General features: G+C 45.6%; 14 protein-coding genes and 2 pseudogenes. 12 read left to right on the forward strand and 4 right to left on the reverse strand.

All coding sequences use genetic code 11. The annotated features are described in order from the left end of the window. Window positions 1–202 precede the first annotated feature (202 nt). The 4 genes from NDQ71_RS00375 to NDQ71_RS00390 are packed head-to-tail and all read right to left on the reverse strand — an operon-like array spanning window position 203 to window position 3,796. Window positions 203–619, reverse strand: a complete 417-nt coding sequence (locus NDQ71_RS00375) for a hypothetical protein (protein WP_301562027.1) — start codon at window positions 617–619, stop codon at window positions 203–205. Further along, window positions 619–945: a phage holin family protein gene (locus NDQ71_RS00380; protein WP_288985718.1), complete on the reverse strand. Its 327-nt coding sequence runs from the start codon at window positions 943–945 to the stop codon at window positions 619–621. The genes NDQ71_RS00375 and NDQ71_RS00380 overlap by 1 nt, the downstream gene beginning before the upstream one ends. Beyond that, window positions 942–2,012 carry a phage portal protein gene (locus NDQ71_RS00385; protein WP_301562028.1) on the reverse strand — a complete coding sequence of 357 codons (1,071 nt, stop codon included), beginning with the start codon at window positions 2,010–2,012 and terminating at the stop codon, window positions 942–944. Before NDQ71_RS00385 ends, NDQ71_RS00380 begins: the two co-directional genes overlap by 4 nt. After that, complete coding sequence (locus tag NDQ71_RS00390; RefSeq protein WP_301562029.1) at window positions 2,012–3,796, reverse strand: terminase family protein; 1,785 nt, start codon at window positions 3,794–3,796, stop codon at window positions 2,012–2,014. Before NDQ71_RS00390 ends, NDQ71_RS00385 begins: the two co-directional genes overlap by 1 nt. Before the next feature lie 192 nt (window positions 3,797–3,988). On the opposite strand from NDQ71_RS00390, the gene NDQ71_RS00395 reads away from it, so the two are divergent. The 12 genes and pseudogenes from NDQ71_RS00395 (at window position 3,989) to NDQ71_RS00450 (ending at window position 12,867) form a co-directional block, all read left to right on the forward strand. Continuing rightward, window positions 3,989–4,870 (forward strand): GPO family capsid scaffolding protein, encoded by an 882-nt coding sequence (locus NDQ71_RS00395; protein ID WP_301562030.1) that lies wholly within the window; start codon window positions 3,989–3,991, stop codon window positions 4,868–4,870. Window positions 4,871–4,912: 42 nt separating this feature from the next. Next, window positions 4,913–5,950, forward strand: a complete 1,038-nt coding sequence (locus NDQ71_RS00400) for a phage major capsid protein, P2 family (protein ID WP_301562031.1) — start codon at window positions 4,913–4,915, stop codon at window positions 5,948–5,950. Between the two features lie 77 nt (window positions 5,951–6,027). Continuing rightward, on the forward strand, window positions 6,028–6,768 hold the full coding sequence (gene gpM, locus NDQ71_RS00405; protein WP_301562032.1) for a phage terminase small subunit: 741 nt from the start codon (window positions 6,028–6,030) through the stop codon (window positions 6,766–6,768). Window positions 6,769–6,876: 108 nt separating this feature from the next. Further along, window positions 6,877–7,314, forward strand: coding sequence for a head completion/stabilization protein (locus NDQ71_RS00410; protein ID WP_301562033.1), 438 nt, complete (start codon window positions 6,877–6,879; stop codon window positions 7,312–7,314). Beyond that, the gene (locus NDQ71_RS00415) at window positions 7,311–7,784 is read left to right on the forward strand and encodes a phage tail protein (RefSeq protein WP_301562034.1); all 474 of its coding nucleotides are present in this window, start codon (window positions 7,311–7,313) and stop codon (window positions 7,782–7,784) included. Before NDQ71_RS00410 ends, NDQ71_RS00415 begins: the two co-directional genes overlap by 4 nt. Next, on the forward strand, window positions 7,777–8,409 hold the full coding sequence (locus NDQ71_RS00420) for a phage virion morphogenesis protein (RefSeq protein ID WP_301562035.1): 633 nt from the start codon (window positions 7,777–7,779) through the stop codon (window positions 8,407–8,409). The genes NDQ71_RS00415 and NDQ71_RS00420 overlap by 8 nt, the downstream gene beginning before the upstream one ends. A 22-nt stretch (window positions 8,410–8,431) precedes the next feature. Continuing rightward, a pseudogene (locus tag NDQ71_RS00425) lies at window positions 8,432–8,947 on the forward strand (DUF2586 family protein); the annotation flags it as partial. A 546-nt stretch (window positions 8,948–9,493) separates the two neighbouring features. Beyond that, window positions 9,494–10,849, forward strand: a complete 1,356-nt coding sequence (ltrA, locus tag NDQ71_RS00430; RefSeq protein WP_301561782.1) for a group II intron reverse transcriptase/maturase — start codon at window positions 9,494–9,496, stop codon at window positions 10,847–10,849. A 68-nt stretch (window positions 10,850–10,917) separates the two neighbouring features. Continuing rightward, window positions 10,918–11,499 (forward strand): annotated as a pseudogene (locus tag NDQ71_RS00435) (DUF2586 family protein); the annotation flags it as partial. 8 nt (window positions 11,500–11,507) lie between these two features. Further along, window positions 11,508–11,957, forward strand: coding sequence for a phage protein (locus NDQ71_RS00440; protein WP_002960021.1), 450 nt, complete (start codon window positions 11,508–11,510; stop codon window positions 11,955–11,957). Further along, window positions 11,957–12,577, forward strand: a complete 621-nt coding sequence (locus NDQ71_RS00445) for a hypothetical protein (RefSeq protein WP_301562037.1) — start codon at window positions 11,957–11,959, stop codon at window positions 12,575–12,577. Before NDQ71_RS00440 ends, NDQ71_RS00445 begins: the two co-directional genes overlap by 1 nt. Before the next feature lie 2 nt (window positions 12,578–12,579). Then, complete coding sequence (locus NDQ71_RS00450; protein WP_010553474.1) at window positions 12,580–12,867, forward strand: putative phage tail assembly chaperone; 288 nt, start codon at window positions 12,580–12,582, stop codon at window positions 12,865–12,867. Window positions 12,868–12,973: the final 106 nt, after the last annotated feature.

A 12,973-nucleotide genomic window follows, 5' to 3' on the forward strand; every position in this document is an offset into this window, starting at 1 on the left:
TTCTAGCTTGCTGTCAGCCGCGTTTTTGGCCGCTTGCAGTTGTGAATTGCACTGCGTTAACGCGCTGCTATATTCAATTGCTAATCTGCTCAGGCTTTTCCATTTTGCGCCCTGCAAAGTTGGGTGCGCTACTGGGGCAACAATCCAATCATCAAGCAGTAAATACTTATACCTCGTTTGAATAACAACCCGCTCTTTAGGCTCAGGGGTTAGCGTGCAACCCAATAACCCCAGCAGGCATATCAGCATTAATGCAATCTGTTTCATTTTTATTACTCGCTATATCGTTAAGTTGTTTGGTTTTGCTTTTGCTTATTTGCTCAAGCATCGATGTTTTTTGCATAAAACTGTTTAGCCTGGCCTGAGAATTTGCAATCTCAGCTTCAAGCCGCTCGCGTTGCAACTGCTCATTGTTTAACGTCGCTAACAGCTGGTCGCTGTTTTGCTCTAGCAAATCAACCTCGCTTAGTAGCGATGCATTTGCTAACGCGGCATCGTTAACGCTAACTTTTAAATGCAACGTTTGAATATAAAAAACACCCGCCACAAACAAAGCCGCCGCAATTAAAACAAAGCTAAAATTATTTTTAAGCAATTTAAACAAAGTAAGCCATCCCATTATTTGCCGCCCCTAATTAATTTAATAAAGCCCTTTGGGTCTTTGCTAAACGTTTCAATAAATTTATTGATCCCCTCCAAAATGTGCGGGGCCGCATAAGCCGTTACACCAATAACGCCCGTTTTTAAACTTTCATCAAATTGCCGCCACTCGCAAAACATAGCTGCCAAGTACGCCGCAAAAACAGCAATTAACACACTCATAAAATAATGAAAAAACGTAAACACCTTACGGCTTAAATACATTTGTATAGCCGCCGCTAAAAAGCTCAACATAAGTAATTGCCCCCACTGTTTAATAAATTCAATTATATCTATCCAGCTCATGCGTCATCCTTGGGTGTTGGGTTAAGGTCTGAATATTCAGGCTCTTTAAATTCAATATGCTGCGCGGCAGGTAAATAATTATTTATACCTAATACATCTTGCTGCAGTGGCACCACTTCATTGTTGTAATACGCGCGGGTGATTTTGTCTAAATCACCAAAACCCGCGCTGTCGCCAGACGATTGACCGCTTAGCGCTTCTTGCGCGCGGTGCATACTGAGCATGTCGTTAAGGGTAATTTTTTTAATACGCTCAAATTCGTCTTTGGTTGATATGTCACCAACGGGCGTTATCTTTATCGACTTTTCAGCATCAGCCTTATTACTGCGGAAATTAAAAAACAAACTTCTAAAATTACCCACGCCTTTGCTATCGCGTATTGCATCTTTTAATGCCGTTTCATCTTCAACGCTTAAATTAGGATCAGCCATTGAAAATATAAAACCCATGTGCGCACCGTTTTTGTAATACCGGCGGCGGAACAAAGTCGCATCTTCATTTAATAATGCCGACTGAATGCCGCCATAATATTGCGGTATACCGTAAATACCTTGCCCCGGGTCGTACTCTTTTACATGTATAATTTCGCCCGCATTAAAATAAATAGGCTCATGGCTGCGGTTACTTAATTGCGCATACACACCGCGCGTACTCGTATAGCGCATAGTCAATGCAGGCAGGTGCCGCAGTTTAATAATTTGCCCAAACGAATTTTTAATAATTTGCAAATAAGCGTTGCCGCTCCACAACAAATCAAAGCCAAATTTACTTAATGCTTGATGGCTTAAAAGCGCGTTCGGCTTATACCATTTTAAAATCATGTTGCGCTTAAAATACAAAATGGGCCCGTGCTGGGCATTAACGCGCAGCAGTTTAATTAAGCCCTGCAAACTAATGGGCGGCGCATAAATGCCGTTGCTGTCACTAAATACACCAACATAATCAGTTAGCCGGTTGTCTAAACATGGCTCAGGGTCGCCAAAGCTAAACGCATCAGTTACCGCAGTTCGTTGGTTGTAATTAGGCGCTTGGCCGTTGCTTACTTGTAATCGTGGTTTAAGTTTCATTAAGCTGCAATTCCTACAGATGTTTGGCGGCTGTGGGCATTACCGTCCAGTGGTTCAAATAACAAGGCGTGCATAATTGCCCACGCAATATCGGCATGGCCCGTAGTAGCTGTGCGGTTTGTGGCATAGGTTATTTGATCGCCAACAACTTTGCGGCGAATATTAATAAACGAGCTAGCAATGTTTACCGCGTCCTGGTCAAACTCAAGGCGTCGGTTTTGAATAACGTTAATTGCTTTAATAACCATGCGGTTTTTAATAATAGGGTTGTAATGTATCGGCTCAGCGTTAGAGTAAAACTTAGTAATAAGCTCCCACACGCCGTAACCAATACCGGTGGTATCAACGCCAATGTGCACAACGTTGTATTTTTCGGTAAGTAGTTTTATTTCGCTGGCCATAGCTTCAAAATCATTACCGCTTAAATCAATTGCTTCAAGCAGCAAAAACTTTTCACCAGGCTTCATCGGCGCACTTAAAATAGCAACGCTGGCTTTGTCGCCAAAACGCGCAGGGTCAAAACCAATAACCACCGGCCGTAAGCCAAATGGGCGTTCATAACTTAAATCAAAACCTTCCCACTTGGTAGAGTCGCCAACGCAGTTCATAAGCTGCTTGAGGTTAAACGCACTGTGCGCATCATCAATAAACTTGCACATAAACAAGTTATTAAACTCATCTACACTGTACTCGTTTTCAAGCACGCCAATGTCAATGCGGTCAAACCCACTGGTAACCACATCGTACACAGTAAGCATTTGTCGCCAAATGCCATCCTCGCAAAGCCTGCCATTTTTTAAGCTTTTATGGCTAACATCAATCGCAAATTCAGGGTCGTTACACGCCTTAGTTTTGCGATACCACTTACCGTTCCAGTGGTCATACGCTTCATGGCTCGTAACGCTCGGCGTACTAAAATAGGTTATTCGTAAATGCTTATGCGTTGCCATAGCCTGCGCCAAGCCGCGCAAGCTTTTATATTTAGGAATCCAAAAAACTTCATCTATATATAAGTCGCCGCTTTCCGATTGTGCAGTACGCGCATTAGTGCTTTTAAAAATAAGCTTAACTGTTTTGCCGCCAGCCAAATTAAGCACCATTGGCGAGCCGGTCAGCTCAACATTAAAATGCTCACGCACCAGCGCTACAATGTTGGCTTTAAATACCTCAGCCTGATCACGACTCGCCGATATAAATATTTTATTGCGGCCATTAATAACCGCATCGTAAAAGGCTTCAAACGCAAAGTAAAAAGTAGCCCCAATTTGGCGGGGCTTTAAAATAAAGCGGGTGCGGTGATCTTGGTTTTCAAACCAATGTTTTTGGTGCGGGTAAAGTAGCTTGTCTTTAAGCTCGCCAAGCATTTCAAGCGTAATACCAGCGCAATCATTTTTCTTTTTCTTCTTCGACTTTTTGCCACTGCCGCCACTATTGCCAGCACCAGCATCGTCATTGTTAGCGCGTTGCTTAGGGGCAGGCGCAAGCTTGCTTTTATTTAGTGCACACAATTGGCGCGTGCAAAAATCTAGCTCTTTATATTCAGCATCGGTTTTATTGTCTTTATCGGCTAACAAATTAATGCGGCGACTAAACGCCATTTCGGCATTATACGTTGGGCACATGTCAGCCCAGTTCTCAGACTCAGACCAACGCCTAACACTTCGCGCACTTGGCATGCCTGCTAAATCAGCTATTTCCTCGTAGGTATAGCCCTCAACAACATACAAATCCTGTGCTTTTTTGCGTACGTCTGGTCCGTAGTTAGCCTTCATATTGCGCCACATTAATTAATCCATGGCGGCAGTGTATTAGTAATAAAGCGCGTAATCTGTCTGTTAAAAACCTGTCCATTCCTAAAAGTTAAATATAGGAATTTCAAAAAGTTAAACAGTTGGAAAGGTGCAAAAGGAGGGTGCAAACTGCAGTTACTTTAAAGCATAACGCTTAATTAAAAAACATTTAAAAGGTTTGTTTATATGCCAGGTCAACTACGCACAAAACCACTTTCTATTGCCGCTGTTGGCATGACCGTCGACGGCCGCGAAATCACCGAGCAAGACGTAGCCGACATAGTAGAAACCTACAACCCCCGCAAGTATGGCGCACGCATAAACCTCGATCACGAATTTAACTGGTCAGGCTGGGCCGCTAAAAACCTACACAACGTTGATATACCCGGCATGCTCGGCGACGTAGTAAGCGTAGAAGCATACGAAAACGAAGAAGGCGTAGTGTGCCTATACGCCGTGCTCGCACCCAACCAAGGGTTTGTAGCATTAAACAAAGCCGACCAAGCTGTATATTTTAGCATCGAAATTAGCCGCGACTTCATGGGCACTGGCAAAACCTACCTAACCGGCCTAGCAGTTACCGACTACCCAGCAAGCTGCTACACCGACCGCATTCATTTCAGTAGTAAGAGCAAAGCAGACGACACGGAAGTCTCTTTATTAACCGTTGACTTAGGGTCATGTGAGCCTATCGACACACCTAAAAAACCCTTTTTCAAACGACTATTCACTAAGGAAGATCCCGACATGAACGAAACACAATTAACCAATGCATTAAAAGATGCACTCGGCGCACCGCTTGAAGAGTTTGGCAAAAAGCTCGACGGCCTAACCACAAAGCTTGATGCGTTTTCAACAACAAAAGTTGACGACGAAGAAGAAACCGCCCCGCCAGCCGAAGAGTCAGCCGAGCTAACAAAACTTAAAGAAGAGCTATCAAGCACAAAAACAGCACTAGAAGAGCTTAACGAAAAGTTTGCCAAAGCATTAAAAACACCTGCGGGTGACACAACCAACGCCGACGAAGAACACGAAGGCGACGAAGGCAAATACAGCAACTGCTTGTAATTGCCGCACCCTAACTTAACTTAGCAAAACGCAGGAACGAAAATGAAAACCAGAACAAAACAATTATTTATCGCAGTACTTGCAGGCATGGCCAGCAACTACGGCGTAGCATCAATGAACGAGCAGTTCAACGTAGAGCCAACAACTGAGCAGCGCTTATACGACGCAACGTACGACTCAGTAGAGTTTCTACAATTAATCAACACCGCACTAGTAGACGACATCGTAGGCCAATCAGTAATGATGAGCGTAGACGGTGGCGTAACAGGCCGTGCCGGTGTAGAAAGCGACGACACCAAAGAGCGTCAAACGCGCGACGTTGCAGGCTTAGCAAAACGTGAATACCGTTGCTACCCGGTAGAATGCGACATTCATTTATCATGGGCAAAAATGGATCAGTGGTCAAAGTTCCCCGACTTCCATCAGCGCTATCGCAATCACGTGCGCCAAGCAATCGCGCTCGACATTATTAAAATCGGCTTTCATGGCACATCAGCTGCCGACACCACAAACCTAGCAACCAACACAATGCTGCAAGACGTAAACATTGGCTGGCTGCAACTCATTCGCCGCGACGCACCAGAGCGCGCAGTAAGCGAAGGCGCAACCGTTGACGAAATTCGCATTGGTGCCGGTGGTGATTACGAAAACCTAGACCAAGCCGTGTTCGATGCACTGCAAGCAATCCCAGAGCACAAGCGCGTAAACATGGTTGCCATAATTGGCGACGAACTACTAGCAAACGACCAAAACAAGTTGTATGCAAAGCAGTCGCACACGCCAAGCGAAAAAACCAAAATCGAACTTGAGCAAATCATTAAAACATATGGCGGCCTAGCCAGTTATAAAATTCCGTTCTTCCCATCGCGCGGCATTTTAGTAACAAGTTTCGACAACCTAAGCCACTACGTGCAAGCAGGCTCAACCCGCACCCACGTAGAAGACAACCCTAAAAAGAAACGTGTAGAAGACTACCTATCGCGTAACGACTGTTACTACATCGAAGACCTCGAAAAAGTAGCCTACTTCGAATCAGCCAGCGTAAAACTGCCAAACAAAGCAGGCACCGGCTGGGAATAGTTTTTTAGCAGCAGCAAGCCGCCTCTTTCTCCCTAGTTTCGGGGCGGCTTTTTTTAACAATTAGCGAGTATTTTTAAATGAGCCTTTTCAAAAAATCATTAGCCAAAGCTAAAGCAGTACCAACAAGCACTGAAAATAAAGCGCCAACGGCAGCGGCTAACGCCACTCAAGCCAACGCGCCAGCAACCGTAAACAAGCAAACCGAGTACCAGCTTTATGCAGCAGCTATAGAATCCGACTTGGCTCAATTAAAAACATTTGCCGACATTAGCGACAAAGCAACATACAAATCAGAAGTGCTAGAGCGCCAAGACTACCTAGGCTACATAAACCAATACCGCCTAAACGGCCAAAACCACCACAACAAAGTGTTGGCGTGGGTGTTTATTTGGCTAGTTGATTTAAAGCGCTGGGATGCAGTAATGGACTTATTGCCATTAATGATCGAGCAAAAGCAACCACTGCCAACCGTGTTTAATACCAAGCACTGGGCAGCGTTCGTTATCGACCAGCTCTACGACGACGCAAATTACTACCTTGCCGAATCACACCAACAAGGTCTGTACGACATTGGCTTTACACTGCGCCGCTTAATTTTTGTGGTTAAAAACCAAGACTGGGCAGGGTTAGAAGTAGTGGGCGGCAAGCTTTACGCAATAGCTGCAAAAGTAAATAAAGCACAGCTCAACTTAGGTAGCGCACTTTACTTTGCAAAAATAGCCCAATCAATTAACGACAAAGCAGGCGTTAAAACCCTGCTAAAAGAATTGCAAAAAATGATTAAACCAGCGGAGCCAGAACAGCAAACCGCTAACTAGCTCCAACGCCAGCGGGCAACTTAGCACAACGTTAGCATTACTTGCTTAACGCGCGTGACTAAGTGGCGCCCGCACCCAATTTAATGTGTGTATTTTTACAGGTGCAATATGAATTTAAGTGGTATGCCACAAGCAGATTTACAAAGCGTCAATGTGATCATTGAAGCCAGCGGCTATTACCCAGCGCTAAGCACCGCCCATTTTATTGAGCACTACGCAATAGCCCAAGAGTACGCCAGTAAAAGCGACGTACTGCTAGAAAAGATACTTTACGCGCAGGCCGAAATTAACCAAGAGCTAGCAAATACACAGCTTACCAATGGCCAAGCGTTAAGCGCCGCGCAAGCCCTGTTTTATAAGCGCGCAGTTTACAGCAAAGCAAAAGCCAGTTTGTTGGTATCAAAGCTAGGCAGCACGCACCGCGACAACGCAACAGCACAAAGCCAAGCGGCAATAGACAACCACGAACATTGGTTAAGAGAAAGCATAAACGCCATGCGCCAGCTGCAAGGCCTAAGCCCAAATTTAACGGTAGAGCTACTATGAGCCAAAGCAAAATAGCAAAGCTTAAGCAGCATTTAGCAACCGCAGAATACCAAGGCCGCAACCTAGCGCTAAGCACCCAGTTCGACAGCTGGATAGAAGGCGGCCGCATAGAGCCAAGCAGCAAAACCATTAACGGCAACGGCCTATTGGCAGCAAGGTTTTATTACTCAGGAGCGATCAGCATAAACCCATGCGCAGCACCCGCAGCACTTATTTGTGCCTTTGCATCGTTTTGGTTGCAAAACAGCGGCGGGCGATACGACAGCACCGACATTGAATTTAGCGCCGACGTTAACGACGACAACAGCAACGAAGTAGAGCTAACAATAAATCAGCTTTGCGAAGACATAGAGCTAATACAAGCGCCCAACGGCCCGTTTGAATTTAACGGCAACCGTTACGACTTTGGCGAGCAAAGCCTATGGATAGCCGAAGCGTTCATACTTGAAGACCAAGTGAGCCGTGCTTAATCTCAAGTTTGATGAAGGCCGCAGCAAAGAGCAGCTAGCGTTTTTACAGCTCAAGCCACAAAAGCGCCGCAACATATTGCGCAGTGCAATACGTGCGGCAAACAAAAGCAGTAAAGAGCGGATCACCAGGCAAAGTGATTTAGCGGGTAAAAGGTGGCAAGGCCGCGCCAACGGCAAAAAAAAGAAAATGCTAACAAAGCTAAAGCGCAACATGAAAGTGCGCTACGGCGCAAATAGCGCAAGCGTATATTTTAAAGGTGGCAACAGCGGAAAAATAGCCCGCGCACACCAAGAAGGTATAAGCCTAGATGCAGGCAAGCCAAAAAGCAGTGCCGCACAAAATAAAGAAGGCCCAGCCACGCGCAACTTGGCCCGCGCATTAATAAGCGAGGGTTACAAAATACCGCGTGGCAAAGGCAAGGGCAGCAAGCGCCCCAGCATTAAATGGATAACAAACAATTTAAGTAAAAACCAAGCAGGGTTTTTACTGCGCGAATTAAAGGGCAGCTCAGGTAAGAGCGCATGGAAAATTGATTTACCGGCCCGCTCCTTTTTAGGGCAAACAATGGCCGAACAAAAAGAGCAAATGAATTTTATTTTAAACAAAGCTATGCAAGTGGCGTAGCGCAAGCAAAAAAGGAACGACCATGGCACAAGGTAAAGTATCCGTTGCCGCCATTCAAACAGGCAGTGGCGCTACAAAACAGGTAGAACGCAGCGTATTGTTTTTAGGCCAAGCGCCCGAAAACAATGGCAGCATTTTACCAATCAATGCACAAAGTGATTTTGATGATCTGTTTGGCGCCGCCGACTCACCATTAAAAACTCAAGTAAAAGCATGGCAACGCAACGGCGATGACTTAGTCAGTGGCTACGCTATCCCGCATGGCGTGGGTGACGACGTAATGGCGCTTATTGATCAGGCAATGGACCAAGACGTTAGCCCAGAAATCATCGTTATTTGTACACCAGTAACAGGCAAGGCCGAAATTGAAAGCTATCAAGCCAAAGCGCTTGAGATTTTATCAAGCCTTGCTCGCCGAGTGCGCTTTTTAATAGCAGCGCCAGGGCTAACCGAACTACAAAATTGGTCTGATTTAGTAACGGCATTACAGCCTATAACCGACGGCGTAGTAGCACCGCAAACAGCTGTTGTTCCTTTGTGTACGCCCGACATGGGCATTGACTTATGAGGTGAAAGTCCTCTGTAGGAAGATCACCGTTTAAATAACATACTGTTATTAAACGATAACTACTAGCGAATGGCAAGGGCTAAATCGCGAGAGATAGTCTGAAGGAAGCCGCTAGCAAATCTGTGAGCTGATGAACAAAAACATCATATGAGGCGTAGGCTGGAGACGAGCTAGCACAAGATAGCGAAGTCATGTGATCTAACGGCCACCGTAAATGATGCAGTTGTGCAGAGAAAGTCGATGCATCTTATTCGGGGAGATCTGATAAACACGCATCCGCGCTAACGCTTGGAGATTACCAGTTAGGGACTGGTTGTTCAACCCTTGGCGCTTTGGTTGCTGCGACCTACAGCGAGCGAAATAGCAGTAAACAAGCGTTAGTTTTAGACGCGCTTTATCGAGTAATCGCTAGAGTGATTTATCAGAAGTCAGCAGACGGCATAGTAGCCAAACGCCCATCGTAATGGAGGGGACACGGTGAAGGCCTGAACATCTTAACCAGAGGAGACACTACAAATGAACTTGAATTCACATAGATCACCGTGTTGTGATAGTGATGAACAGCGTTCGACTGTGAATAATACCTCGAATGAATATAACCAAATAGATCATGACCTTATGGCAAAGGTACTAAGCAACCACAATATTAGCGCAGCATGGCAACATGTTAAGCGCAATAAAGGGGCTGCGGGTATTGATAATATGAGTATTGAGGAATTTAATGACTTCGCTAAGTTACATTGGCTGGGTATTAAACAACAATTACTTAACGGCACTTATCAACCCTTGCCAGTCAAACGCGTGATGATACCCAAACCTGATGGCGGTGAGCGAATGCTTGGGATCCCTGCTGTTATCGACAGAGTGATCCAACAAGCCATTGCTCAAGTGATCAGCCCTTACTTTGAGCCTCAATTTTCACCACATAGTTATGGTTATCGCCCTCATAAAAGAGCCAGTCAAGCAGTGAACCATGTTCAGTCTTGTGTTAAACAAGGTTATAAAACAGCGGTTGATATCGACTTGTCTAAGTTCTTTGATGAAGTAGATCATGACATGCTGATGAATCGTGTTAGCCGTAAAATCAAAGACAAAGCACTCATGCGCCTACTCGGTAAATACTTACGAGCGGGGATCGCAGAGCGCGAAACAGGTCTGTGGTTTGAGTCAACCAAAGGAGTCCCTCAAGGTGGGCCATTATCCCCTTTGCTTTCCAACATCTTACTCGATGAATTAGATAAGAAGCTAACCTACAAACACCTTAAGTTTGCACGTTACGCTGATGACATAATCATTTTAGTAAAAACGAAAAGCGAAGGATTAATAATCCAGCGGGAAATTACTGCGTTCATCACTAAGCGATTAAAGCTCAAAGTGAACGAATCGAAAAGTCGAGTGGGTCCAGTATCAGGCTCAAAATTTCTCGGGTTCACATTCCGTTACGGTCAAGTGCAGATCCACGAACAGGCGCTAAAGAAATTCAAAGCAAATGTCAGGGAACTCACTAACCGCAACTGGGGGATCTCAATGACCCTACAAATTCATAAACTCACGCAGTATTTGCGCGGCTGGGGACACTACTACCTGATAGCCAACGCTTATCAGCTAACGGTGGATTTAGATCATTGGATCCGACGTAGGATAAGAATGTGCTACTGGCGGCAATGGCGTAAACCTCGCACCAAAGTACGCAGTTTAATGAAATTGGGTGTTAGCGAACGACTCGCCATAGCCTGTGGTATCACCAGTAAAGGCCCTTGTAGAAGCTCAAAAACAAAAGGTATTAACATTGCGCTAGGCAATAACTACTTAGCTTCACAAGGTTTAGTGTCATTGAGGGATATTTGGATCAACATTCATTACGGGAGATGAACCGCCCATTGCGGACCCGCATGATGGGTGGTGTGGGGGCTGGAGGTTAGAGACCTCCGGCTACCCGATTATTTGGCGACGAGCTAGGCGCAGTAACTGGGCGTTTATGTAAAAGCGCAGTCACTATTGCAGATAGCCCAATGCGCGTGCTAACGGGGGCAATGTCACTAATGCCGCATCCAGAAGATGCCGAAGGCAAACCGCTAACCAACTCAACCACCGCCGCACTAGACGCACTGCGCTTTAGTTGTACACAGTTTTACCCAGACTTCGACGGCACATATTTTGGCGACGTAAACATGCTAGATGCTGAAGGCGGCGACTTTCAGCAAATCGAAACAGGCCGCATTGTCGACAAGGCCGCACGCGACGTGCGCATTATTGCCATTCAAAACATTAAAAACCGCCTAAACAACAGTGCCAGTGGCATTGAATTTGGCAAGCGCATCATGGGCAAACTGCTACGCGAAATGGCGCGCTCAATTAACATTGGTGCCGATAAGTTCCCGGGCTTAATCGACACGCCAAAAGATGACAGCATCAGCCTAACGTTTATGAACGCAACTACATTGCAAGTCGTTCTCAAAGTTAAGCCAATCGATTCACCCAACACCATCATAGTTGGCATCATGTTAGATAACGCAGAGTAGGAGCGAACATGCAAAAAGTACTAGGCGGTAAAGACTTCGATATTTTCATTGGTAACTCAATGGTGCACGTAATCGAAGCAACCGTAAAAATCACCGACGGCCGCACAGTTAAAAAAGTGCGTGGCGTACCAAAAGGCTTTATCGACGGCGACGTGGAGGGCGAAGTAACCCTAAAGCTCGACCACGAAAACTGGCTAATTGTGCAAGCGCAAGCGGCAAAGGCAGGTAGCTGGAAAGGCATTGAGCCGTTCGACGTAGCATTTAACGCCGAAGTAGCAGCAGGCAAAAAGAACATTGAAGCGTTTGGCTGTCTACCGCAACTAGACGAAATTTTAAACATCAAAGCCGACGGCGGCGAAGAAGACACAACATCAATTAAGTGTCCGATCACCAGTCCCGACTTTGTAAAAATCAACGGCGTGCCGTACCTAACATCAGATGAAGTGAGAGACTTGTAATGACCAAAGCCATTCGCAAACTAACTGCCGCAACATTGCTTAGCACTTTAAAGGCCTGCGGCTACCGTGTGTTCGAGGGAGAATTAAACCTAAATATCATAGGTATTCGCCACAACAACACGCGCGCCAATACCTTTAACGATGTTATTTGCGTGCTGTATCAGCAAGGCAGCGAATGGCAATTAAAGCAGTACAAAGCAACCACCGACGCCGGTATTTACTGGCGTCAAAATCCAATGAACGTAAGCGGCACAGCGGTCCTAATTGCAGGGCAGCATAAAAGCCTATGGAAGTTGGGTTATCACCAGGGAAAATACCGCGCCCTAGTGCAGCACAAACCTGTTGTTGTTCTACGCGACAACGACAAAAACACCGAGTTAGACACGGAAGTCACACCACAAGCCGAGCTACAGCAAGGTTACTTTGGGATTAATTGCCACCGCGCAAGCGCGACCACCACATCAACCCAAGTTGATAAATGGTCTGCCGGTTGTCAGGTGTTTGCAAACCCAAATGACTTTGATGAATTTATTGCTTTGTGTGAGCAATCAGCAGCCAAGTATGGCCCGTATTTTACATACACATTACTAAATCAATCCGACATTAAAGCGAGTAAATAATCATGGCGTTCGAGAAAAAAATCACATTAGAAACACCGGTAGGCGAAATTACATTTAACGTAAACGCAGCAGACTACAACAAATACATCAACTCTACGCAGCCAAACAACAAAGTGCAGCCGGCAACTAACTTTGTATTAAACACCGTAGTGCAAGAAGACGCTAAAAAATTAAAAGAGCTAGTGCAACAGCCAGGCGCCGCATTATTTTTAGTGGGTGCAATTGTTGAAGAATACCAACCGGAGTTTAATTTCACCGTAAAAAAATCGAAGACCGAGCCAAGCAAATAGGCAAGTCTCGGTTAGATCAGCTACAGGCATACCACGCCAAGTATTTTGGCGCGGTTACCGCAACCCAAGAGAGCCTAGCGCAAGCGCTATACCTCGAAACGCAGCA

Origin of the sequence: Pseudoalteromonas sp. KG3, from assembly GCF_030436385.1 — a bacterium.
Taxonomy (GTDB): Bacteria; Pseudomonadota; Gammaproteobacteria; order Enterobacterales; family Alteromonadaceae; genus Pseudoalteromonas; species Pseudoalteromonas prydzensis.